The 23,255-nt window shown below is 36.7% G+C and carries 25 protein-coding genes; 1 reads left to right on the plus strand and 24 read right to left on the minus strand.

Going from position 1 to position 23,255, the window contains the following annotated elements; all coding sequences use genetic code 11:
- Positions 1-15: 15 nt before the first annotated feature.
- The 21 genes from ACFSUL_RS01935 to ACFSUL_RS02035 all read right to left on the minus strand — a co-directional run bounded on the left by ACFSUL_RS01935 (position 16) and on the right by ACFSUL_RS02035 (position 19,854).
- Positions 16-1,119: a prephenate dehydrogenase gene (locus ACFSUL_RS01935; protein WP_377932206.1), complete on the minus strand. Its 1,104-nt coding sequence runs from the start codon at positions 1,117-1,119 to the stop codon at positions 16-18.
- Between the two features lie 69 nt (positions 1,120-1,188).
- A complete protein-coding gene (gene hisC, locus ACFSUL_RS01940; protein WP_377932330.1) occupies positions 1,189-2,295 on the minus strand; it encodes a histidinol-phosphate transaminase in 1,107 nt (368 codons plus the stop codon).
- A 182-nt stretch (positions 2,296-2,477) separates the two neighbouring features.
- Positions 2,478-2,843 carry a chorismate mutase gene (aroH, locus tag ACFSUL_RS01945; protein ID WP_377932208.1) on the minus strand — a complete coding sequence of 122 codons (366 nt, stop codon included), beginning with the start codon at positions 2,841-2,843 and terminating at the stop codon, positions 2,478-2,480.
- Positions 2,844-2,853: 10 nt separating this feature from the next.
- Entirely contained in the window at positions 2,854-3,936 is a 1,083-nt protein-coding gene (gene aroB, locus ACFSUL_RS01950) for a 3-dehydroquinate synthase (RefSeq protein WP_377932210.1), read from the minus strand.
- A 3-nt stretch (positions 3,937-3,939) separates the two neighbouring features.
- Entirely contained in the window at positions 3,940-5,112 is a 1,173-nt protein-coding gene (aroC, locus tag ACFSUL_RS01955) for a chorismate synthase (RefSeq protein ID WP_377932212.1), read from the minus strand.
- Between the two features lie 280 nt (positions 5,113-5,392).
- Complete coding sequence (locus tag ACFSUL_RS01960; protein WP_377932214.1) at positions 5,393-6,166, minus strand: CheR family methyltransferase; 774 nt, start codon at positions 6,164-6,166, stop codon at positions 5,393-5,395.
- Positions 6,167-6,455: 289 nt separating this feature from the next.
- Entirely contained in the window at positions 6,456-6,902 is a 447-nt protein-coding gene (gene ndk / locus ACFSUL_RS01965; protein WP_377932216.1) for a nucleoside-diphosphate kinase, read from the minus strand.
- Between the two features lie 98 nt (positions 6,903-7,000).
- Positions 7,001-7,963 carry a heptaprenyl diphosphate synthase component II gene (gene hepT, locus ACFSUL_RS01970; protein ID WP_377932218.1) on the minus strand — a complete coding sequence of 321 codons (963 nt, stop codon included), beginning with the start codon at positions 7,961-7,963 and terminating at the stop codon, positions 7,001-7,003.
- Positions 7,964-8,063: 100 nt separating this feature from the next.
- Complete coding sequence (locus tag ACFSUL_RS01975) at positions 8,064-8,765, minus strand: demethylmenaquinone methyltransferase (protein WP_377932220.1); 702 nt, start codon at positions 8,763-8,765, stop codon at positions 8,064-8,066.
- A 5-nt stretch (positions 8,766-8,770) separates the two neighbouring features.
- A complete protein-coding gene (locus tag ACFSUL_RS01980; protein ID WP_377932222.1) occupies positions 8,771-9,607 on the minus strand; it encodes a heptaprenyl diphosphate synthase component 1 in 837 nt (278 codons plus the stop codon).
- 360 nt (positions 9,608-9,967) lie between these two features.
- A complete protein-coding gene (gene mtrB, locus ACFSUL_RS01985) occupies positions 9,968-10,189 on the minus strand; it encodes a trp RNA-binding attenuation protein MtrB (protein ID WP_377932224.1) in 222 nt (73 codons plus the stop codon).
- A 73-nt stretch (positions 10,190-10,262) separates the two neighbouring features.
- On the minus strand, positions 10,263-10,829 hold the full coding sequence (gene folE, locus ACFSUL_RS01990) for a GTP cyclohydrolase I FolE (protein ID WP_377932226.1): 567 nt from the start codon (positions 10,827-10,829) through the stop codon (positions 10,263-10,265).
- A 266-nt stretch (positions 10,830-11,095) separates the two neighbouring features.
- The gene (locus ACFSUL_RS01995) at positions 11,096-11,368 is read right to left on the minus strand and encodes an HU family DNA-binding protein (protein ID WP_071411483.1); all 273 of its coding nucleotides are present in this window, start codon (positions 11,366-11,368) and stop codon (positions 11,096-11,098) included.
- Positions 11,369-11,858: 490 nt separating this feature from the next.
- Entirely contained in the window at positions 11,859-13,337 is a 1,479-nt protein-coding gene (spoIVA, locus tag ACFSUL_RS02000; protein ID WP_377932229.1) for a stage IV sporulation protein A, read from the minus strand.
- Between the two features lie 390 nt (positions 13,338-13,727).
- On the minus strand, positions 13,728-14,441 hold the full coding sequence (locus tag ACFSUL_RS02005) for a hypothetical protein (protein WP_377932231.1): 714 nt from the start codon (positions 14,439-14,441) through the stop codon (positions 13,728-13,730).
- A gap of 21 nt (positions 14,442-14,462) precedes the next feature.
- Positions 14,463-14,660: a DUF2768 domain-containing protein gene (locus ACFSUL_RS02010; RefSeq protein ID WP_377932233.1), complete on the minus strand. Its 198-nt coding sequence runs from the start codon at positions 14,658-14,660 to the stop codon at positions 14,463-14,465.
- 778 nt (positions 14,661-15,438) lie between these two features.
- Positions 15,439-16,491 (minus strand): NAD(P)H-dependent glycerol-3-phosphate dehydrogenase, encoded by a 1,053-nt coding sequence (locus tag ACFSUL_RS02015; RefSeq protein ID WP_377932235.1) that lies wholly within the window; start codon positions 16,489-16,491, stop codon positions 15,439-15,441.
- A gap of 17 nt (positions 16,492-16,508) precedes the next feature.
- Entirely contained in the window at positions 16,509-17,819 is a 1,311-nt protein-coding gene (gene der, locus ACFSUL_RS02020) for a ribosome biogenesis GTPase Der (protein ID WP_377932237.1), read from the minus strand.
- 348 nt (positions 17,820-18,167) lie between these two features.
- Positions 18,168-18,353, minus strand: coding sequence for a capping complex subunit for YIEGIA (locus ACFSUL_RS02025; RefSeq protein ID WP_377932239.1), 186 nt, complete (start codon positions 18,351-18,353; stop codon positions 18,168-18,170).
- Entirely contained in the window at positions 18,350-19,246 is an 897-nt protein-coding gene (locus ACFSUL_RS02030) for a YIEGIA family protein (protein WP_377932241.1), read from the minus strand. The genes ACFSUL_RS02025 and ACFSUL_RS02030 overlap by 4 nt, the downstream gene beginning before the upstream one ends.
- On the minus strand, positions 19,243-19,854 hold the full coding sequence (locus ACFSUL_RS02035; RefSeq protein ID WP_377932243.1) for a YphA family membrane protein: 612 nt from the start codon (positions 19,852-19,854) through the stop codon (positions 19,243-19,245). The genes ACFSUL_RS02030 and ACFSUL_RS02035 overlap by 4 nt, the downstream gene beginning before the upstream one ends.
- Positions 19,855-19,961: 107 nt before the next feature.
- On the opposite strand from ACFSUL_RS02035, the gene ACFSUL_RS02040 reads away from it, so the two are divergent.
- Complete coding sequence (locus ACFSUL_RS02040) at positions 19,962-20,096, plus strand: YpzI family protein (protein WP_071411474.1); 135 nt, start codon at positions 19,962-19,964, stop codon at positions 20,094-20,096.
- 268 nt (positions 20,097-20,364) lie between these two features.
- Here the strand turns inward: ACFSUL_RS02040 and fni are convergent, their stop codons facing one another.
- The 3 genes from fni to ACFSUL_RS02055 all read right to left on the minus strand — a co-directional run bounded on the left by fni (position 20,365) and on the right by ACFSUL_RS02055 (position 23,255).
- Positions 20,365-21,414: a type 2 isopentenyl-diphosphate Delta-isomerase gene (fni, locus tag ACFSUL_RS02045; protein WP_377932246.1), complete on the minus strand. Its 1,050-nt coding sequence runs from the start codon at positions 21,412-21,414 to the stop codon at positions 20,365-20,367.
- 12 nt (positions 21,415-21,426) lie between these two features.
- Positions 21,427-22,563, minus strand: a complete 1,137-nt coding sequence (gene rpsA, locus ACFSUL_RS02050; protein WP_377932248.1) for a 30S ribosomal protein S1 — start codon at positions 22,561-22,563, stop codon at positions 21,427-21,429.
- A 110-nt stretch (positions 22,564-22,673) separates the two neighbouring features.
- Positions 22,674-23,255 (minus strand): lysophospholipid acyltransferase family protein, encoded by a 582-nt coding sequence (locus tag ACFSUL_RS02055; protein WP_377932250.1) that lies wholly within the window; start codon positions 23,253-23,255, stop codon positions 22,674-22,676.

Below are 23,255 nucleotides of genomic sequence, written 5' to 3' on the forward strand. Positions count from 1 at the left end.
TTATTCCTACCACCCTTATGTTAAAAATAACTCATAGCTTGTTTTATTACTTAAGCATACCCTCGCTCTTTCTCTATCTTTAGATGTCTGAAAACTTATTACTAGGACACCATATATATCTTCTCTTGTTTCCATAATTCTAATATTTGTTAAACTGATTCTTTCCTCTGCCAAATAACCTGTAACTTCAGAAATTATCCCTGGATAATCTGGTATGTCCACATATAAATCATAAAAAGAAGGAATTGCACCTTTAGCTTTAACCGGAAGTTCGTCACGAAATTGTTTTGCATCAGCAAAATACGCTTCTACCTTTTCAGCATCTTCTTGTTGAATCATATCCATTACCCTTTCCATTTCCACTTTCCATTTTTCAAGGATATGAAGAAGTACATTCTTATTTTGAAGCGATATATCCTTCCACATTATCGGACTTGAAGATGCGATTCTTGTAATATCTCGAAATCCTCCTGCTGCCAGTCTTTTTAAATGGGGGGATGTCTCGGATGCAAACTTTACCTGGTGAACCAGAGATGCAGCAACAATATGAGGAAAATGACTAATTGCTCCAGTTAATTCATCATGCTCTAATGCATCCACTTCCAAAAATTTAGCACGGGTTCCTTCTAGCCAATATTGTAACTCTATCAAAGCTTGCCTACTTGTTTCTTTAGAAGGTGTTAAAAGATAAAATGCATTTTCAAATAATAGTGTTTTTGCTGCTGCTACTCCACTTTTATGTGATCCAGCCATAGGATGCCCACCAATAAATATAATTCCTTTTTCCAAAAGTTCTTGTGCTGATTCCATGATACTTGCTTTCGTGCTTCCTGTATCCGTAATAATAACACCGTTCTTTAAAGTAAACTGACTTAACTCCTGTAACAGTTTTTTCGTTTGAAAGACAGGAGTAGCTAAGATAATTAGATCTGCACATTCAGCGGACGATTGAAAAGAGAGTGACCCTTCATCAATTACACCCATAGCACTCGCTAATCTAGTTTCTCTCTCATTTGTGTCATATCCGATAATGTTCGCTTCTGGGTGTGATTGTTTAATACAAAGTGATAAGGAGCCGCCAATAAGACCAAGGCCGACTATTAAAACTGTTCCTTTCACTAGACTCATCTCCTCCTAATCTTTCTGAGCATAGGCATACTTTGTAAAATCACTGTCAATTTAGTTAGATTAAACAATCCTATTTTTCTTAGTTGCCAAAAATCCCTTCATCACTTCAATTACTTTTTCATTTTCCTGTTGTGATCCAACAGTTACTCTGACACAAGTTGGATAGCCTAAAGCTTGACCTGATCGAACAATAAAACCTTTACTCATCAAATACTGAAAAACTTCATCTCCATCCATTTTAAAGTCTATTAAGATAAAGTTTCCCTGGGATGGAAAGTAATTTAACCCCTCTGTTTTACAAAATTCATAATACTGTTCTAATCCTTTACGATTTTCACCAACGCACTTTTCAATAAACTGTTGGTCCTGTAATGCCGCCACTACCGCTCCTTGGCCAAGTGTATTAACATTAAAGGGTTCCCTTACAGGCTCAAGCATAGCAATAATCTCTTCACTTGCAATACCATATCCAACTCTAAACCCTGCCAACCCATATGCTTTAGAGAAGGTTCTTGTTATTAGTAGCTGGGGATAATCTTTCAATAATTGTAATGCATCATAATAATCATCTGCGACAACATATTCATAATATGCTTCGTCTAATACTACAAGTACGTGCTCAGGAACATTATCTAGAAATTCAATTAGTTCCATATTTCGGATATATTCTCCTGAAGGGTTATTTGGTGAACAAAGCCAAACAACGGAAGTAGATTCATCTATTGCCTCCAACATCTTCGTTAGTTGATGTTTACCATTTTGATCTAATGATACCTCTCTTACCTCCGCTCCTTCTACAATTGCATTATGTTTGTATTGAGGAAATGTCGGTGTTGCCATTACTGTATTGTTATCCCTTGTAAGTAGAGCTTTTGAGATGATTTGAATTACTTCATCAGATCCATTACCAAATAGTAGTTGAGTAGGTTTTACCGACAAATGGTCAGCCAGAGCAAACCTTAGCGTTTTAGCATAACCATCAGGATATATATTCGGCGATAATGCAGCCTCCTGTAAAAATTTTCGAACAAGACCTGAACATCCAAATGGATTTTCATTAGATGCAAGCTTTGTGACCTTTTCTAGTCCAAACATTTCCTTCACATCTTCCATTGTCTTTCCAGGCTGATAGGCTTTTAAATTTTCCAATTGCGATTTCCATTTCATTGTTCTTCTCATCCTCCCAAAACTCCCCCTCTAATTTAGTAGAGTAAGATAAAGTAAAACTTCAATTAGTGGGGGTTTTACTACCCGTTAATGCGGGATAAAAATACTCCCCTTATTTTGCATAGAATGATCTATGAAAAACTAAGGGGGCACCTATTTTTCTAAAAACAGAGTGTAAATTATTATTCATTTAAATCCGGTCGTAATGAAACAGCCTTCTTTAAATAAACATGTTTTATTTCATCCTGTTCTTTGTCTGTATTGTAATGAATCATAATCCGAACACATTGTGATAACCCACCAGGCACAGCTAGTTCCTGCATACACATAACAGGAACATACTTCCATCCAGAAAATTGTCTTAATGTTTTTGCAGGAAATGTACTAGTCAAATCTGTTGTAGCAGAAATAAACACGGACGCAACATTTCCTGGTTCTATTTCATTTTGATTAATCAATTGTTCTACTAACTGCTTTGTTGAACTTATTACATCAAATTCATTATCCTCTTCAAATGTGGTTGCTCCCCTGATTCCCCTTATCATCATTTACTCCCCTTCATATACTGCGTATATATTGATCGGCCTCTATTAAAATTTCCTTATCGATGTTTTCAAGCAGAGGCTGACCTATTTTGTCTAATAGTACAAATTGCGGTGTACCCGCTTTTGCTTTTTTATCACGAGTCATCAACTTATACAGAAGATCAAATGATAATTCGTTCGAAACGTTTAAGTTGTATCCTAACCCTTTAATCCATTGAATGAAATTTTCTAATGGAAAGTTTAGTCCCTTAAGCTTGTTACTTAAAAATAATGCATAGACCATTCCAACCATAATCGCTTCGCCATGTGTACGATTACCGTAGCCACTTGCACTTTCAACCGCATGACCATATGTATGGCCAAAGTTAAGAAAGGCACGGACCCCTACTTCCTTTTCATCCTTTGAAACCACTTCGCCTTTAATTTCTACTCCTCTTTGAAGACAGTAGGATAAAAATTCATCCGTTAAACTAGACAAAGTGCCCAAGTTTTTGTATAGAAGTTCCAAAAAATCACCGTCAGCGATAAGAGCATGCTTAATTACCTCTGCCAACCCTGAAAGTACTTGATCTTGTGGTAATGTTTTTAGAAAGTCTAATTCGAAGAACACTGCTTCTGGCTGATGAAAGTGACCTACCATATTTTTTCCTAAACGATGGTTTATAGCTACCTTCCCGCCTACCGAACTATCATGGGCTAAAATTGTTGTTGGAACACCGATAAAAGGAATGCCTCTCATAAAGCTTGAAGCGACAAAACCCGCTAGATCTCCAGTCGCCCCTCCGCCAAAAGCAATCACAAGCGATTTACGATCGACACCATTTTCGAGTCCATGAGTAATTGCCTCCTCATACACCGTAAAGGATTTCGCTTCTTCTCCCACAGGTGCAATAAAAACAGTTACTTCCCAGGCTGTTTTCAACAATTCTACTAGTGCTTTTCCATGAAGGGAATAAACACTTTTATCGGCAATAATCCAGACCTTTGTAACATGCGAAAAATTCTTTTGCATAAACTCTTGCATTTTATGTAGAGACTGATTTCCAATAAAAACAGGATACCGATTAGATGGCGTGTTGATCACCACTTTTTCCATATCTTAAAACTCCTTCGAATATTGACGATGCTGTTCAATCAATTCTTTTAACCTTTCAAAGCGATCACTATCAAATTGTTCTGTCAACGCTTTTGCAAGTTCCCAAGACACCACTGCTTCTGCAACTACACTGGCAGAAGGAACGGCACAACTGTCTGATCTTTCAATACTCGCTTCAAATGTTTCTTTTGACTCAATGTCAACGCTTTTTAATGGTTTGTAAAGAGTAGGAATTGGCTTCATTACCCCTTTAATATGGAGCGGCATTCCAGTAGTCATTCCGCCTTCAAATCCGCCTAAACGATTTGTTTTCCGATAATAACCTTGTTCATCATTCCATGCTATTTCATCGTGAACTTCACTACCAGGTTTTCGTGCCATTTCAAAACCAAGTCCAAATTCAACACCTTTAAAAGCATTGATACTCATGATGGCCATCGCAATCTTTGCATCTAATTTACGGTCATAGTGGACATAGCTACCAATTCCAGCAGGCATACCTTCTACAACTACTTCTACAACCCCTCCAATGGAGTCACCTTTTTTCTTCGCATTGTCTATTGCATCCATCATCTCTTGAGATGCCTCACTATCAAAGCAACGTACGGGAGATTCCTCCGTAACTTCTTGCAATTCTTGGATAGATTTATAATTAGGTTCCTCTGCCTTTATGCCACCAATTTCAAGAACATGGCCAACAACGTTAATTCCTAATTGATTTAATAATTTTTGTGCTACTGCACCAGCTGCTACTCTCACAGTCGTTTCTCTTGCAGAAGACCTTTCCAGTACGTTTCTCAAATCTCTATGACCATACTTCATACCACCATTAAGATCAGCATGTCCTGGTCTTGGTCTAGAAATCTTCCGTTTGATCTCATCTTCTTCTCCTGGCTCCAACGGCTCTATCCCCATAATCTTCGTCCAATGTTTCCAGTCTTTATTCTCTACAACTAAAGCAATAGGGGATCCGAGAGTAGTCCCGTGTCTCACACCGCCTACGATGTTGACTCGATCCTTTTCTATTTGCATTCTTCTTCCACGGCCATGACCTTTCTGCCTTCTCGCTAAGTTTTCATTTATATCATCTGCTTGTAATGGTAATCCTGCGGGTACGCCCTCAATAATAGTGGTTAACTGCGGACCATGGGATTCTCCTGATGTTAAGTACCTCATCCACTTTCCCCCTTCAACTCGTTAAAGAAATTATGTATCAATATAACATATAATTCAGATTAATTCCTAGTATAAATTTTAAAATTATATGAAGTTATTCAAATTTTCTGGTAGCATCTATTCTCGAGAAAGTTCTTCTCCCTAGTATATAGAAAAACAGGACTATCCCTAAATGCTAGGAACCTTTCTTAAAATCCATACTCTTTCTCTTTATAAGTGAATGTTTTCGGATAAGGTGTCCTGCTCTTCAACTATGGGGCAGTCCCGCTCGGCAGACATATTATTTCTTTCTATAAAAAAATGTATCTTCTGTTTCAAAATTAAACTGATCAGGGTGAAAAATTTGTTCGGTGCTACCGACAAAGAGTACTCCTCCAGATTTTAACGCGCTATTGAATTTTTTATATAGCTGGTTTTTTGCCTCTTCTGTAAAATAAATTAAGACATTTCTACAAACGATTAGGTCATAGTTTTCTTCAAATTTATCTGCTAACAAGTTTTGCTTCTTAAAGGAAACAGCTTTCTTAATATCGTTTGACAGGGTATACATAGAACCTTCCTGTGTAAAAAACCTTTTCTTTATTTGGACGGGAACCTCGTTTAATGAGCGCTCTGGATACACAGCTAATTTTGCACGTTGTATTGCATTCACATCTATATCTGTTGCTGTAATAGATATTTCCGATAATGGCAGAAACTGAGAAAGAACCATCGCTAACGAATACGGTTCCTCACCTGTAGAGCAAGCAGCACTCCATACCTTCAACGATTTCTTTTCTTTTAATAGCCTAGGAATAATCTTCTCTTGCAAAACTTCCCATCTTTTATAATTTCGATAGAACTCTGAAACATTTATAGTCATTCGATCTAGAAATTCATTCATTAATTGTGGATCCTTATCTATCGTTCGAAAGAATTCATGGAAGTTCTTACATCCTTTTTTCTCATAAAGAGAAGTTAATCGTCTTTTCATTTGTGCCTCTTTATAAAGAGACAAATCAATTCCTGTTTTTCTTTTTACATCTTGTATGAATTCTAAATAGTCATTTCCCATTTTTTTCTCACTCTCTTAATAAAATCTTATATATAGTATATCGAACAAAGAAAGGTTTTTTTGAAGGAGTTTTGTAAAATTGATGAAATTTATGGAAAAAGACCTCACTCTCTAGTAGCTAGAACTAGACAATTGTATTGGTGATTTTATCCACAGGAGAATATTCTACAATACACATATAATAAAAAGGACTTGCCCATAAGTTCTGTAACTTCTCTTCTGGGCAGTCCCTTTTAACTCTTCTCATATATTCTTAAAATAAATTATCTTTGTTACCGCTTAAATTTTATTAGTAAATCCACTCATTTATTAATTTTGAATATTCAATCAGTTCATCTTCTTTGAAAAATAAACCAATTTCTCTAACAGCACTTTCAGAAGAATCAGAACCGTGGATAATATTTTTTCCGACAGTTAGACCAAAGTCACCACGGATTGTTCCTGGTGCTGCTTCCTTAGGATTAGTAGCACCCATCATTCCACGTGCTGTAGAAATAACATTTTCTCCTTGCCATACCATTGCAAATACAGGACCAGAGGTAATGAAATCTACTAATTCACCAAAGAATGGTCTTTCTTTATGTTCACCATAATGCTCTTCTGCAAGTTCTGTTGAAACGCTCATTAGTTTTGCCCCAACAAGTTGAAAACCTTTCTTTTCAAAACGTGAAGTAATGTCACCGATTAACCCTCTTTGAACACCGTCTGGTTTTACCATTAAAAAAGTTTTTTCCATCTTCCCCACTCCTAAATATGTATAGTACGCTCTAAGACGTCCCACAAAAATAGTAACATTGAAAAATGGTTTTGGCAACGTTTCCATTTTAAATTTTCTTAATATTTTCGGTTACCGATGAAATTTGCTATGTTTTTCAAGGTTTTCTTCACACGGTTATTCGGTAGCATTGATAGTTCCTTTAACGCTTTATCTAAATACATTCTACTGATCGCATGAGACCGCTCAATAACATCCGTTTCGAGCATCTGAGAAATAATCTGCTGCATCTCTTCTTTTGTTGTCTGCTCATTCACCTTAATAATTTGGTTATAAAGGTGTTTATGTTCCATTGCATACAATACAGGCAGCGTAATGTTTCCCTGAAGTAAATCGCTTCCTGCTGGTTTTCCTAACACTTTTTCACTCGACGTCAAATCAAGGATATCATCTGTAATCTGAAAACTCATTCCCACATTGTATCCGAATCGATATAGTCTTTTATGTACTTCCGTTGGTGCACCAGATGAAATAGCACCAACTTGGCAACTTGCTGCAATGAGCAAAGCCGTCTTTCTTTTAATTCTTAATAAGTAGTCTCTTAGGTTTTGATTAAATCGATACTTATCTTGTATTTGAGCAATTTCCCCTTTACACAGCTCTACCATTGTATTGGATAGAATTTGATGTGCTTCTGGAGCATCTATTCTGGTTATGTACTCTAACGAGCGGGCAAAAATATAATCACCAGTATACATGGCAATTCGGTTATCCCATTGTGATTTTATCGTCTGCCTTCCTCTTCTCATCTCTGCATCATCAATGACATCGTCATGAACAAGGGATGCGGTATGTATAAGCTCGAGCGCGACTGCTACATTCTTAACTTGATGAATATCATATTGACCAAATTTAGCAGAAAGCAACACAAATATAGGTCTAATCCTTTTGCCGCCAGCTTGCAACAAATGTAATGATGCTTCTTGCAGGACAGGGGAATCAGATTCTATAGCCGCCTCAAGTTCTTTTTCTATTTCATCAATATCCGCTTTTAAAAACGAATACATCCTATTTAGCTTCATATCTTTCCACCTAGCTATCTCGAGTTTAAACCCTCTTGTATTATATTTGAATACAGAAATGGACGCTAATCTACTCATTCAATTTAATAAAGAAAAACGTCTACTTTTCACCTAAATGCATAGCAGCCACTCCACCACTAAAAGGCTTTACTATCACTTTCTCAAAGCCCGCTTTTTCGAACATTTGGGCTAATTCTTTCATTCCTGGAAAATCCCTAGCCGATTCTTGCAACCAAGAATATTCGGAGTAGCTTTTAGCAAACAGCTTGCCGAAAACAGGCATAATAAAACGGAAATAAAAGAAATACATTTGTCTAAAACCAACCATTGTCGGCTGGGAAGTTTCTAAGCAAACCGCTTTCCCTCCAGGCTTTAAGACCCTGTTCATTTCTTTTAACACTTGCATATAGTCAGGTACGTTTCTTAAACCAAATCCGATGGTGACATAATCAAATGTGTTATCATCGAATGGTAACTCCATGGCATTTCCGTGGAGGAGTTCTATCTGCTCCATTCCAGACTGTTTCACTTTCTCCTCACCAACAGAGAGCATATTTTTACTAAAGTCTAAACCGTATACCTTCCCCTTTTTACCTACAACCTCACCAAGAGCAATTGTCCAATCAGCTGTTCCACAACAGATATCTAGAGCCGAGGATCCTTCAGCAACATTCATCCGTTTCATTGTTTCTTTGCGCCACTTTATATGTTGTTGAAAACTAATAATAGAATTCATCTTATCATAGTTATCGGAAATTTTTTCAAAAACATGATGTACACGTTGTTCTTTAGATTGTTGCATCTACTTTACCCTTCTTCCGCATATAATTTCATTTGTGGCATTGTATATGATTGTTCAACCAATTTTAGTATCTGACTATAAATAAAGGGAGATTCACTTTTCACTTGTTCTAATTGATAAAGAATTTCATTTTTTGACTGTATGAGAAGTTCATCTAAAATACTGTTCGTCATTGTAACTTGTTCTTGTGACAAAATGAAAGGATGTTCACTTTTCATGGTCTTAGAAAAATGAATCTTCACCACAGATTCAATAAAAGGAGTTGTATCTCTACTACCGAAACTCTGTTTTTCTCCAACAAGTTTTTTAAATAGAAGTACCTCCTCTACGAGTGGACTCCAACTTTCTTGATGAAAAAAAGACAGGAAATGAGAAATGATAGAAGACTCCATTATCCTAATGTTTTCAAGGAGCGATTCCATATCATTTTCTTCTTTTTTATAGATAGAAATTTTACTTTCGTTTATATCTGTAATAGCTCGTGCTAGCTTTCTAATCAGGCCTATATTATCTGCTTTGGCTAGTATTTTATAATAAAGACTACTAAAATAAACTCCTGCAAGAACAGTCAATTGTCTTTCTAGTAGTGACTCTTCATCGGAAACTGTTACCTTTTCATGGGTATCAAGGGCTACTTGTAATAGCATTGCTGTGGATATCCACTGAACAATCTCTTGCCTTGAGGACATATCAGACTCACTAAACGGCAAAAGGAGAAAATAAATCCGATCCCTGTCTACAGTAGGCTCCTTTATATATTCCTGCAAAAAGGAATGATGTAATTGTTCGTCCAAGTAATCTTGAATAATATTCGCTTGGTGGTTCCAATCAATGAATTTCATAACCCTTTTCCCCATTTCTAGTAGCTATCGAACAAAAAAATTTCAGTAATATATATTATAGCATAAAAAGTGCATATAAAGTATAAGAACCTTTATTATACACATTTCACCTAATAACAATTTATGTAAACAATTCTTGTAAGAGTAATGTTTAAAAGGCAGAGTTCCTTGACTAGCCCCAATAGGATTAAGGAGTTAGGTGCTAAAGCTAGATGAGGCAATCCTAATAGAAAAGGAACCTACAAGCACAAAAAATAAAGGGATAGTCAAATGACTTCTCCCTCCAATACTTCTAACTCTTTTCTAAAGAAAGCATGGTAGAAAGCATAGACAGTTTCCTGAGCTACAATTCTGCCACCTTTATTTCCTATTCTCACTTTCCACTTCTCCATAGCTTGTAAGAATCTTTGCTTTACCACGAACTTTTATAGCAGATGTATGATCTGTAAACTGAGCTATCATTACCTCTCCACTATCTAATTTTTCTGAGTGATGAAACCTTGTATCCGTTCCACGGGTTAATCCGATAACGTTTACACCATCTTCAATTGCTTTGATGACTACATATTCATTTTTTTCCATATTGCCACCCCTTTATTCTCTAGTTCCGGTAGATAGTTCGCTGTGAAAAAGATGATGTTACTTTTTGTATTGTCTAAGCGTTAATAAACGCAAGCACTTCATTTCTAGATTGTGCATCTTCTTTTAAACTTCCTCTAACCGCTGTTGTAATAGTTTTACTTCCAGGCTTTTTAACACCTCTCATTGTCATACACATATGCTCAGCCTCAACCACTACCATTGCACCATATGGCTCTAATGTTTCCATAATAGAATCCACAACAGTTGAAGTTATTCTTTCTTGTAATTGAGGACGCTTGGCAACCGTCTCTACAGCTCTAGCCAATTTACTTAAACCAGTTACCTTTCCATTTCTAGGAATATACGCAACATGTGCATGACCATAGAAAGGTACAAGGTGATGTTCACACATTGAATAGAAAGGAATATCCTTTACAAGCACCAACTCTTCATGATCTTCACTGAAAATAGTTTGAAAGTATTCTTTTGGCTCAACATCAATTCCTGAAAATACTTCTTCATACATTTTAGCGACACGTTTAGGTGTATCTAATAATCCTTCTCTAGTAGGATCTTCTCCGATCGCTTCTAATATTAGTTTTACTGCTTCTTCTATTTGAGCACGATTGACTTCTGCCATATTCGTTTGTCCTCCTACATTTCAAAAAAAATTTTAACATTTTCAATCTTAGCATAAGCATATAATACCATCAAAATCCTGTGCTCAGCCAAATCTTTTAATAAATTCAGAGCTTTTAATCCATACTAAAGGCAACTTAATTTATAAAAAACTCATTGGGATATAATTTCTTTCATTCAAAGCTTTCATTACCAGATATTGATTTTATCTCCTCAATAAAAAAAGGCCGCAATAATGCGACCTCAACTTACGCTCAAAGTATGTAATTATTTTACAGCATCTTTAAGCGCTTTACCTGGTTTGAAAGCAGGTACTTTGCTTGCTGCGATTTCGATTTCTTGTCCAGTTTGTGGATTGCGACCTTTGCGGGCAGCACGCTCACGTACTTCAAAGTTACCAAAACCAATTAATTGTACTTTATCACCGTCAGCTAGTGAGCTTTGAATTGTATCAAAAACTGCATCAACCGCTTTTGTAGCATCTTTTTTAGAAAGCTCAGCAGCTTCTGCAACAGCATTAATTAATTCTGTCTTGTTCATGCCATTCACCTCCTCCCAAAGGAAATGTTTTTGTCATGATTAATTCTATTATTTACATTAGTAAACAATTTTCGCGAATTCTATACATAGAGGTAGAAAAATCGCTAAAAACGTTGATGAATCAATATTCAACAACAATTCTGTTAAAAGATTATCACATAAAAATTCCCTTAGCAACAATAAACCAAGAATTAATGGGAATCTTTTCTTATTTGATACAAAAATGTAACAAAACATGATTATTTTTAACTATGCAGAAAGAAGGGCTTAGACCTCAAAAAGAACAAAAGCGGAAGCACATTAGAGTAGCTCGTGAAGAAAATAGAGATTTCTTTCAAAGAGCATTTTTGGCCTTTAGAGAAAAATATAAAATTATCTTTTTTGCAGCAAGCTAGTCGCTAGAACTAGACAAATCACTTTATGTCTTAATCATTCACATGAAAATACTTTATAATTTATTCAACAATAAAAAAGACCCTCAATTGAGAGTCTAAAGAATAATAGCGATCAGACCGCCAGAACCTTCATTGATAATTCTTTCTAATGTATCTTTTAATTTATAACGTGCATTTTCAGGCATTAACGATAGCTTTGCTTGAATTCCCTCACGAACGATGGAGCTTAAGTTGCGACCAAATATATCAGAGTTCCAAATGGAAAGGGGATCATCTTCAAAGTCCTGCATTAAATAACGTACTAGCTCTTCACTTTGTTTTTCGGTACCGATGATAGGTTCAAACTTGGATTGTACATCCACTTTAATCATGTGAATCGATGGGGCAACTGCTTTAAGGCTAACCCCGAATCTAGAACCTTGGCGAATGATCTCTGGTTCGTCCAAACTCATATCCGTTAATGAAGGGGACGCAATGCCATACCCTGTTTGTTTTACCATTTTTAGTGCATCAGCAATTTGATCATACTCTTGCTTAGCATGCGCAAAATCCTGCATTAGCTCTAACAAATGGTCTTTCCCTCGAATTTCTACTCCTACAATTTCTTTTAGTACTTCATCATATAGCTCATCTGGCGCAAATAAGTCAATTTCTGCTACCCCTTGCCCCATTTCAATACCCGCTAGTCCTGCACGCTCAATATACTCAAAATCACTGAAGTAGTCTACAACCCTGTCTACATCTCTTAAGCGTTTAATATCCTTCACTGTCTCTTTCACGGCTTCTTGATAATTTTGGCGAAGCCAGTGGTCTTCTTTAAGTACCATTACCCAGCTTGGTAGGTTCACGTTTACTTCTAGTACCGGGAACTCAAACAGTGCTTCTCGTAATACATTCAATACATCCGCTTCTCTCATACTTTCAACACTCATCGCAAGAACCGGTATGTCATATTTCTCTTCAAGCTTTACCCTTAAATCCTCTGTTTCTGGTGCATGAGGGCGTGCCGAGTTAATAACCATAATAAATGGTTTTCCTACTTCTTTTAATTCCTCAATTACTCGTTCTTCGGCTTCAATGTAGTCATTTCTGGCAATTTCCCCAATTGAACCATCCGTTGTCACAACAACACCAATTGTAGAATGTTCTTGAATAACTTTTCTAGTACCGATTTCCGCTGCCTCATGGAATGGTATCGGCTCTTCATACCAAGGGGTATTGATCATACGAGGACCATTTTCATCCTCATATCCTTTTGCACCTGGGACCGTATAGCCGACACAGTCCACTAATCTTACGTTTACATCTAACCCTTCATCAACTTGAACCGAAATCGCTTGATTTGGAACAAATTTTGGTTCAGTTGTCATGATTGTTTTCCCTGCTGCGCTTTGCGGCAGTTCATCCTGTGCCCTCGCACGTTCTGATTCATTCGCAATACTAGGAAGGACAACGAGTTCCATAAATTTTTTGATGAATGTTGATTTTCCTGTACGAACTGCTCCTACCACACCTAAATAGATATCTCCACCAGTTCTTTCAGCAATGTCTTTGAATAGGTCTACTCTTTCCAAGAGATTTCCCTCCCATCTTTATATTCCAGGGATGTTTCATCCGAATATTTTCGTTTGGACATTCTATTTTTATGATGTTGTCCTAATGACTTATGACTATTAATATGCTTTTTTTACCTCCTTATGCCTAAAGGGTATAAAATTTATTCTGTCAGAACTTTTTTTGTAAGATTTAGTGATGAATACGACCCCTTTGGGTAACGAAAAAATAAAAACCCTTCCCCTACAATATATTTTGCAAGGAAAAGGTTATGACTATTTTTGTTATTAACTTTACTTAACTAAAGAAGAAACCTTTATATTTTATTAAAGCAGCCATAGCTACTGCGGTTTAAAGCGATAATTACATTTTTAACCGTAGTTAAATCACATAAATTCAGGATCTATTACCTATTGTTGAAGAAAAATTGGCTCATTATTTTCATCAATAGTATATGGCAAAGAATACGCGGGTACAAAATAAGAGTCCTCTGTTAAGACATTTCTAATATCAGCACCTTGTTTAACGTCTAATTCTGAGTTTTTTAATTTCTCATATAAATCAACTGAATAATCAACGAAAATTTCACCATCTCCATTGATGACAAACGGTAAATTTTTGTTAGAATATGGACTTACTACAAGAGGTTCTTCCTTATATCCAAGTGTTTTATAGTTTAATGTATAGACATTACCAACTACTTGATTTTTAAACGGAGGATATCCTTGTGCCTGAATTCGAATAGTAAGTTCACGAATTTTTTCCGCTATCCGTAAATCAAAAATTTTCACTGTCGGATCTTCTTCAACATTGTATAACACATACTGAAATATACCTCCATTTTCAAAAGCGTTTCCTGGTATTTCAGGGGTGTATTGAGGTACAATCTTTTGGAAGTCAATCGGGTATTTTTGATAAATTGCTGTATCTTGGTCCCTTGTTTTTATTGGAAGTAATCCATTGTTATCTTTTTGATATTGATCGATTGCATTTTGTACTATTTTAATTTGCTCTTCATATGGCACTTGATTTTGCTGTTTTTTTTCTTCCGGAAATAGACATCCTGTTAGCATCGGTATCGTTAAGACAAGAAATAATGCCTGTCCTATTCTCTTTAAAGCCATAAATACTCCTTTCCTATCTTCTTAGTTCGTCGGACCACTAAAAACGATATAAACCATCATTAGTCCCCCAGATATCATAAATATGTAGGCTATAAGGGCAGTGATAAAACGAAAAACACCCTTTTTTAATTTGTAACGACTAAAGTATATTGATAATATCGCAAAAAACATAAAGCCCATAGAAGCAAATGAAATCCACATTTTTGTCATTGATGACATTGTAACACCCTCCTTTATTAAAAGAGTCTTCTACTTAGTAAAAGATATAATCTAAATTAATTATTCTGCAATACGGGTATTTTTAACGTATGTATTATAACATAACAATTATTTTTATTAGCCATTTATTCCGTTTGTTCATGAAAAAGTTAAAATGTTATCCTTCCGAATTTTGTTGACCACAGAGTGAACCAGCTCTCATTTTTGAATGTTTCTTAATATAGTAAAATACTATTTCTACACTTCTCCATTAGATAATGGTAATGCTTCCATTAGTCGATATCAATTATAATTATGAAAATGATGATAGGAAAAGGCTGTTTTCATAAAGTTTGTTGTTCGTGGATAATGGACCGTTCCGCTGCAAGCACTTGCTTTGCTTTGCTTTGCTTTGCTTTCCTCTCCAATTCACTCTATATTTTCAACTGTTGTTAAAAGCAACAATCTTTTAGAAATCAGCCCAATAAAAAAAGGACAGACTCTACTTTCCTAAAAATTCTAGGTTTTTTAATAACATGCAAAAGAATGCAGCATCTGCCAAGAAAAATTATTTTTTCACATGTTAAATCTCCTATTTTTTCTAGAAAGTTCGAGCTGCCCTAACTATTGACCTTCCCATCCAAAGGCAAAGCTGTTTGTCTTCAAGACAGTTTATGCAATAGATAGCACGCGTGTATCCTCGAATGCCTATTATAAAAAGATTTTATTAAGAAAAGTTATACGAACGAATTTTCCATGCATTAACATGCAGCATCCTCTAACTAATTGAGGTTTTACTTTATTCGTCTGTCATTCTTTCTCCTAATATGTTCACAAGGTCTTCCATTTCATTTGTTTTCATGCGACCCATCAATGCATCTGCTGCCACCGATGCTTCAACATTACTAAATAACACGGAGTAGAGTGCCTCTGTAATTGGCATTTTCACATCAAATCTCTTTGCTAGTTGATAGGCAGCCTTCGTTGTTCGAACCCCTTCTACCACCATACCCATGTTAGCTAAAACATCTTCTAAATTTTGTCCTTTACCAAGCATATTGCCAGCACGCCAGTTTCTTGAATGCACACTTGTACAAGTAACAATGAGGTCTCCAATACCTGTGAGTCCGGAAAATGTTAATGGGTTCGCACCCATTTTTGTACCTAAGCGGGCAATCTCTGCTAGCCCCCTGGTAATCAATGCTGCTTTTGCATTATCTCCGTAACCTAGTCCATCGATTATTCCGGCAGCAAGCGCAATAATATTTTTTAAAGCACCTCCGATTTCCACTCCGATCTCATCGGGGTTTGTATATACACGAAAATGCTGGTTCATAAACAAATCTTGGATTTCTTCTGCAGCTTTCATATTCTTAGATGAAACTGTTACTGTAGTCGGATGTCTTAAACTGACTTCTTCTGCATGACTTGGTCCCGATAATACGACTACATCTTTAAGATTATTTCCTTCCATCACATCTTCAATCATTTCAGATATCCTTAATAATGTATCTGGTTCAATCCCTTTACTTACATGAACAACAGTAAGCGGCGACTGTTGTACTTGTTGAACATTCCCTAGGACTTCACGGATTGCTTTTGTAGGAACAGCTAAGATAATTAATTCAACACCTTGAAGTGCCTCACTTAAGCTTGTGTACCCTTTTATACGAGGGGGTAGTTGTACATTTTTTAAATACTTTTCATTAGTATGATGATGATTGATTTCATCTATCTGTTCCTTTTTATGACCCCATAATCGAACTAAATGTTGATTATCAGCTAGTACCATTGCTAGAGCCGTCCCCCAACTTCCTGCTCCTATTACAGCAATGTTCCTTTTTTCATTCATAAAAAATCCCCGCCTCTCTATTTTCTTGCACGAGCAATAATCCGAATTGGCGTTCCTTCAAAGCCGAATGCTTCACGAATTCTATTTTCTAAGAAGCGCTCGTAGGAAAAATGCATTAATTCTGGTTCATTTACGAATACAACAAATGTCGGCGGCTTAACAGCCACTTGTGTAGCATAATAAATTCTTAATCTTTTCCCCTTATCTGTTGGGGTCGGATTCATTGCAACAGCGTCCATCACCACTTCATTAAGAATACTCGACTGTACTCTTTGCGAATGGTTTTCACTAACAAGATTGATGATAGGTAATAGCGTGTGTACTCTTTTTTTCGTTTTAGCAGACAGGAATGTAATTGGTGCGTAGTCTAAAAACTGGAAATGATCTCGAATATTTTGTTCAAACTTTTTCATCGTTTTTTCATCTTTTTCTACAGCATCCCATTTATTGACTACAATGACTACGGCCCTACCTGCTTCATGAGCGTATCCCGCAATTTTCTTATCCTGTTCAATAATACCTTCCTCAGCATTAATAACTACCAAGACAACATCTGAACGTTCAATTGCTCTAAGGGCTCTTAAAACACTATATTTTTCAGTAGTTTCATACACCTTACCCTTTTTTCTCATTCCAGCAGTATCAATAATGACATATTCTTGTTCATCAAACGTATATGTAGAGTCAATAGCATCCCTTGTCGTTCCTGCTACATCACTTACAATAACTCGTTCCTCTCCTAATAGCGCGTTAACAAGCGATGATTTACCAACATTAGGTCGTCCAATTAAAGAAAATTTAATAACGTCTTCTTCGTATGGATCATCTTCAATGTTTTTAAAATTTTTCACCACTTCGTCCAACAAATCTCCTAGTCCCAGACCATGAGAGCCAGAAATAGGATAAGGTTCTCCAAATCCAAGAGAATAAAAGTCATAAATCATTTCTCTCATCTCAGGGTTGTCTACTTTATTTACCCCAAGAACTACTGGTTTATTGCTGCGATATAAAATTTTTGCTACTATTTCATCGGCAGACGTGACACCTTCCCTGCCATTTACCATAAATATAATAACATCCGCTTCATCTATTGCTATTTCAGCTTGTTGACGGATTTGCTCAAGGAAAGGTTCTTCCCCAATTTCAATTCCACCTGTGTCAATCATATTAAATTCATGTGTTAACCATTCTGCTGAACTGTATATTCTGTCTCTCGTTACTCCAGGAACATCCTCAACAATTGAGATTCTTTCTCCAACTATTCGGTTAAAAATTGTCGATTTCCCCACATTTGGACGCCCTACAATGGCTACAACTGGTTTAGTCATATTAGTCACCCTTTCAAAAAGAAAGTATTGCATTCTTTTATCCGTTTTCATTTAATCATTTACCTTATTTTAAAATAATATATCCTGTAGCTGCAGGCAATCAATTGAACATTTACGGGTAGTTGTCCCTGCCTATGCTTCTATGATTTCTTAAACCTTGAGGCGGAGAGGGATACTGCCCGTTAACGCGGAATAAAGTCAGCCTAATTTAACAAGCTACTAAGAAAATCCTAAAGGAAATATTATAAAGGCTCCTACAAGTAAAAAGGCTGACCCTTAAGGCCATTGATTACCTTATGGGTCAGCCCCTAACTTTGTTATTTTATCAGTAAAAGTGGAAACTCGCAATCAATGTTTTACGATAATAAATAATCCAGGGTCTAGCTCATGGGCAATACCATCTAAAATGGCTTCAAGATTTGCACATATTTTTTGCAACTCTTCTTCGGTTTTACAATGAAAAACAGCCGTCCCACTTGGTACCCTTTCCGGGGAGGTTGTTACTGCTGCCAATATATACTTTTCTATCTTCATTTTGAATCGCTCTCCTCGTTATTGGCCTTTGATTCAGTTGGCATTCGTATGGCATTTTCGAGGGTTGGTACTTGCCCTAAAGTCGCTATTGCTTTTTCAATATCCCTGCGTTGAGGAAGAACGAAAATCCCTACACGTCCATCATCTAGATCCCTTTTCGCAAGTGGTGTTAGCGCAGGAGTACCAGAGTCTTTAAAAATCCCAAGAGATGTAGACATATCGTGTAATATTGCCTGCCTTTGCCCCAAATTTGATATTGTAGACCGTGCATCAAAACTTTTCGGAGTTAATATAAACCCCATACCATACTTTAGTATTTCTTTTTTCCTAACCTCTAAACCAATATTCATAATATAAATATCATCTACGTATAATCCCGGACCATCGAAGTGAGGTGAAACAAACTCAATGTCTACAATATCTTTCAACTTACCTCCAGCCATAAGAAAATGGGCAACAACCATCGCTAAAATACCAATCACTAAAGCTACGTAAAAATTTATTACAATATAAGCTAAAGTGGTGAGCAGGGAAGTAAAAATCACCAAATAGTTACGACTTTCAAACGCGACCGCAATACCTTCTATATACGTTTTGCCTCGAGGTACTAATTCATAGCTATCCAGCTCGGTAAGCGTTCCTCTTTCCATATTCCGGACATCCCTAAATTGTGATGCAGCTACTGTCAAAAATGTAATTGCAGTGAAGTTTTCTTCCAATAGTGCAGGTACTGCAATTGTTCCCAATCCTGCCGCAATAAACCCTAAGGCAATATGTATAATCTTCCCGTGTAGATAGGTAGGATACTGACGGTAATCCGTTCTAAGCATATAAATTCGGGTTAAAGTCCCAATTACTACACCGAAAATAACTGGATAAACATACTCATTCATAAGTTTTTCATTTCCCCTTTTCTAGTTGGAATTCTCACGATTGAGGCATGAAGTCCACTAATAATATGCATGAACATAATGCCTAGTAAACAAACAGAGAGGTAATCTAGAAACGCATAGCTTCCAATTGTGTATGGAAACCCAACATTTAGAAGAACGCTCGCCGCAAAAAACTCACCAATTATACTTCCCATAACAAGTGTTACGATTCTTTTTTTAGAAGTATGTGCATTAGAAAACAAAAGGTATACACTAACCATACTTATTATGGAGAACATCCATTTTTGGTCAACGATGACCCATACCGGGTCGTATATCGCCAGTAATTGTAAGCTTGAATAGATTAAACCAACGGTAATAGAAGATAATAGAAGGTAGAGCTTTTCCTTCAATAAAAATGTTCTACTTTTGTAAATCCCCACAGTCAACAACATTAACAATGGGGCTGATATTTTATAGGAATATATAGTCAATTCAATAGGAAAAAGAATAATAAGAACTAATAAAAAGCAAGATAATGAATATCGATAGGCTACGTTTTTGTTAAGTAAAAACGTAGTATATACCCATATAGCCCAAAGTATCCATAAATAAAATATACCTTCCATTTAACCCAACTCCCTCCTATTATTCACATTATGGAAAAATTTTATGTATTCCATTCATGTATGCAAAAATTAATTTGAAGAAAAATGAAGATAGGGAGGTGGAAATCATGGGAAAAGACCGTCAAGAAAGAAAACTTAGAAAAAGCAATAGAGTAGAAGCGGATCGGGACCAAGCTCTTCATTACGGTGGAGCAACAAGAATGCAAAGCCCCGAAGAAGCAAGAAAAGAACAACGCCGGTAAAAAGAAAAGCGGCAGCGGCTTGATCAGCTCGCGAAGAAAATAGGAAATTCCCCCAAAAGGCGCCCTCTGCCTTTAGGGGGAATTTATCTTTTTCACAGCGAGCTAGCCGGTGGCGCTAGACAAAGAAAAGCAGCAGTGGCTTGATCAGCTTGCGAAGAAGATTGACACCGCAAGTAATCAGCAGATATTAAACATAAAACTAAGCTAAACGTTAGAACTAGATAACAAAAAAAGGACAAATCCACGGAATGGATTTATCCCTTTTCTACTACCTTTGACTAAAACGATCAGGTTCTAGCCCTCTAACTTTTAACCAATGATAAACTTCCCCGGACAATATCATCGGTTTGTCTTGAAGTTCAGACACAGAAGTGCATCCTAGTGCACAAAGTAGAAATTTTAAATCATTTTGCAATTCGTTTATTTCTTCAATTGCCTTGTCTAAACCACTTTCATTTAATACTTTTAATATGTATCCTGCAATGCCTACAGCAGAAGCTCCTAATCCTAATGCCTTCACCATATCGAGACTATTTTGAATCCCCCCTGATGCAAGCACAGGTTTAGGTCGTGCTGAACTTGTTGTTTCTACTATAGAAACCGCTGTTGGAATTCCCCAATTATTAAAATAGTGAAGAATTCTTCTTCTTCTTTGATTTTCAATTTTTGAGAAATTCGTGCCGCCAAAACCTCCAACATCTATTGCAGCCACAGAAGTCTTAGCAATTTCCGCAGCTGCTTCTTTGCTGATTCCAAATCCAGTTTCTTTCACTATAACCGGAACTTTTAGGCTATCAGCAATTAGTCCAATTCGGTCTATAGCATTACGAAAGTCTCGATCTCCTTCAGGCATTACCAACTCCTGAATCACGTTTAAATGAATCTGCAAGGCATCGGCCTCAATCATTTCCACAGCTTGATTAGCTTGTTGTACAGTTGCCTCGCTCCCCAAATTCGCTAATAGCGTTCCTTTTGGGTTTTTCTTTCGTACAATTTCATATGTTCCACGCTCTGAGGGATTTTTTATCGCTGACATTTGAGATCCTACAGCCATTGCTGCACCTGTTTCCCGTGCAATAATGCTTAAGCGCTCGTTGAGAAGTGCTGTTTGTTCACCACCGCCTCCTGTCATAGCATTTATAAAAATTGGCGAACTCCAATATAGTTCGCCAATTTTAGATTGAAGACTCACATCTTCAACTATACTATTCGGTAAGCTTTGGTGGACAAAAGCAACATCATCAAAACCTGCTTTTCTTTCCTGCCCTGTTGATAGGGCATATTGGATATGTTCTTGTTTTCTGTCTGCTCTAGTCACTATTCATCACCGTTATTTTCTAAGATCTTTTAATTTATCTCCAATCATTTCACCTAGTTGGAAGCCAGTATTCTCTTCAGGCATTTCATAGTCAAAGTTCTCTTCTTCTTTCTCTTCTAGGGCCTTTATACTTAATGAAAGTCGTTGTTCATTTTCATTCACTTCTAGAACCTTCACTTTAACCGTTTGCCCCTCTTTTAACACTTCATGAGGTGTTCCGATATGTTTATGAGAAATTTGAGAAATATGCACGAGACCTTCAACACCTGGGAATACTTCTACAAAAGCACCATAGGATACAAGTCTTTTCACTTCACCCTCTAAGATAGTTCCTTTTGATGCTCTTTCCGAAAGATTACTCCATGGCCCTGGAAGTGTCTCTTTTATAGAAAGAGAAATTCGTTCATTATCACGATCAACTGAAAGTACCTTAACTTGAACTTTTTGTCCCTCATGAACGACATCAGAAGGTTTATCTACATGCTCATGAGACAGTTGGGAGATATGAACGAGACCATCCACTCCTCCAATGTCAACAAAGGCACCAAAATCAGTAATGCGCTGAACAGTTCCCTCTAGCACATTATCTGGTTGGATATCTTCTAATACTTTTTTCTTCTGCTCTTGTTTTTCAGCCTCTACAACAGCGCGGTGAGATAAGATTAAACGATTCTTGTCTTGGTCTAACTCTACTATTTTAAATGTTAATGTTTTATCTTTATAATCACTAAAATCTTCAACGTAGTGATCTTCCACTAATGAAGCAGGCACAAATCCTCTTACACCAAGGTCAACTACTAATCCACCTTTTACAACATCTTTTACATCTGCTTCAAACACTTTTTCTTCTTCAAAGAGACGCTTCATTTCATCCCATGCTTTTTCAGCATCAACCTTGCGTTTAGAAAGAACAAGTAACTCTTCTTCTACTTTTGTCACGATTAACTCAAGTACATCTCCTTCTTTCACCGCATCGGAAGCCGTTTCAATATGAAGACTTGATAGTTCACTAATAGGGATAAGTCCATCTACTTTGTTGCCCTCAACATCTACAAGGACCTGTTTTTCTTCAACTTTGGTTACAGTACCTTTTACTTTATCACCAATTTCAAGATTTCTTACTTCCACATTATTCATGTCTTCTACCATATGTACTCCTCCTTAATCCATGACTACAGAATTTGTGTTTTTTCACAATTTTCCTAAAATATTCTTTCTATAAACTTCTAACAAATCAAACTATTTGTCAAGCAAGACGCTTATTTGTTTTGTTCAATTAATAGCTTAATTTGGTCCATGATAGCTTGGGTTGCTTGTTCCGCATTCACTTTTTGTTCACGAAGTTCTGACATAGAAATCGGTTTTCCATAAACGACCTTAAGCTTTCTAAAAGGTTTATAGGGGCCAATAATGGCACAAGGTACTACATGCGCATTGGAGCGAAGGGCAAAAAAACCTGCACCGGAAAGTCCTTTACCCAGTTCTCCAGTCTTACTTCTTGTTCCCTCTGGAAATAGTCCTAAAACATTTCCTTCTTTCAAAAGCCTCAGTCCACTTCTTAGTGCTTCCCGGTCACTCAATCCTCGTTTTACAGGAAACGCCCTGATATGGGGTAACAGCGTTTTTAGAATAGGTGCTGAGAATAACTCTGCTTTAGCCATAAAAGAAACAGGTCTTGGAGCGGTAAGGCCAACGACCGGCGGATCTAAATTATCAATATGATTGGCGCAAAGTAAAACACCACCGTCCTTCGGAAAGTTTTCCAATCCAATTGTTTCAATTCTATATAAAGGAGTCAATACTACTTTTACTACTCCTCTTGCGAATGTATAAAATGTCAC

This window comes from Bacillus seohaeanensis (assembly GCF_042684945.1).
Taxonomy (GTDB): domain Bacteria; phylum Bacillota; class Bacilli; order Bacillales; family Bacillaceae_B; genus Rossellomorea; species Rossellomorea seohaeanensis.

Bases quoted from the DNA above. Each gene is read 5' to 3' on its own strand.
- hisC (WP_377932330.1), bottom strand. From the start codon at position 2,295: ATGAAATGGAAATCGCAATTGGAAAATTTAAAAGCCTATCAGCCTGGA.
- aroH (WP_377932208.1), bottom strand. From the start codon at position 2,843: ATGATGATAAGGGGAATCAGGGGAGCAACCACATTTGAAGAGGATAAT.
- aroB (WP_377932210.1), bottom strand. From the start codon at position 3,936: ATGGAAAAAGTGGTGATCAACACGCCATCTAATCGGTATCCTGTTTTT.
- aroC (WP_377932212.1), bottom strand. From the start codon at position 5,112: ATGAGGTACTTAACATCAGGAGAATCCCATGGTCCGCAGTTAACCACT.
- ACFSUL_RS01960 (WP_377932214.1), bottom strand. From the start codon at position 6,166: ATGGGAAATGACTATTTAGAATTCATACAAGATGTAAAAAGAAAAACA.
- ndk (WP_377932216.1), bottom strand. From the start codon at position 6,902: ATGGAAAAAACTTTTTTAATGGTAAAACCAGACGGTGTTCAAAGAGGG.
- hepT (WP_377932218.1), bottom strand. From the start codon at position 7,963: ATGAAGCTAAATAGGATGTATTCGTTTTTAAAAGCGGATATTGATGAA.
- ACFSUL_RS01975 (WP_377932220.1), bottom strand. From the start codon at position 8,765: ATGCAACAATCTAAAGAACAACGTGTACATCATGTTTTTGAAAAAATT.
- ACFSUL_RS01980 (WP_377932222.1), bottom strand. From the start codon at position 9,607: ATGAAATTCATTGATTGGAACCACCAAGCGAATATTATTCAAGATTAC.
- mtrB (WP_377932224.1), bottom strand. From the start codon at position 10,189: ATGGAAAAAAATGAATATGTAGTCATCAAAGCAATTGAAGATGGTGTA.
- folE (WP_377932226.1), bottom strand. From the start codon at position 10,829: ATGGCAGAAGTCAATCGTGCTCAAATAGAAGAAGCAGTAAAACTAATA.
- ACFSUL_RS01995 (WP_071411483.1), bottom strand. From the start codon at position 11,368: ATGAACAAGACAGAATTAATTAATGCTGTTGCAGAAGCTGCTGAGCTT.
- ACFSUL_RS02005 (WP_377932231.1), bottom strand. From the start codon at position 14,441: ATGGCTTTAAAGAGAATAGGACAGGCATTATTTCTTGTCTTAACGATA.
- ACFSUL_RS02010 (WP_377932233.1), bottom strand. From the start codon at position 14,660: ATGTCATCAATGACAAAAATGTGGATTTCATTTGCTTCTATGGGCTTT.
- ACFSUL_RS02015 (WP_377932235.1), bottom strand. From the start codon at position 16,491: ATGAATGAAAAAAGGAACATTGCTGTAATAGGAGCAGGAAGTTGGGGG.
- der (WP_377932237.1), bottom strand. From the start codon at position 17,819: ATGACTAAACCAGTTGTAGCCATTGTAGGGCGTCCAAATGTGGGGAAA.
- ACFSUL_RS02025 (WP_377932239.1), bottom strand. From the start codon at position 18,353: ATGAAGATAGAAAAGTATATATTGGCAGCAGTAACAACCTCCCCGGAA.
- ACFSUL_RS02030 (WP_377932241.1), bottom strand. From the start codon at position 19,246: ATGAATGAGTATGTTTATCCAGTTATTTTCGGTGTAGTAATTGGGACT.
- ACFSUL_RS02035 (WP_377932243.1), bottom strand. From the start codon at position 19,854: ATGGAAGGTATATTTTATTTATGGATACTTTGGGCTATATGGGTATAT.
- ACFSUL_RS02040 (WP_071411474.1), top strand. From the start codon at position 19,962: ATGGGAAAAGACCGTCAAGAAAGAAAACTTAGAAAAAGCAATAGAGTA.
- rpsA (WP_377932248.1), bottom strand. From the start codon at position 22,563: ATGGTAGAAGACATGAATAATGTGGAAGTAAGAAATCTTGAAATTGGT.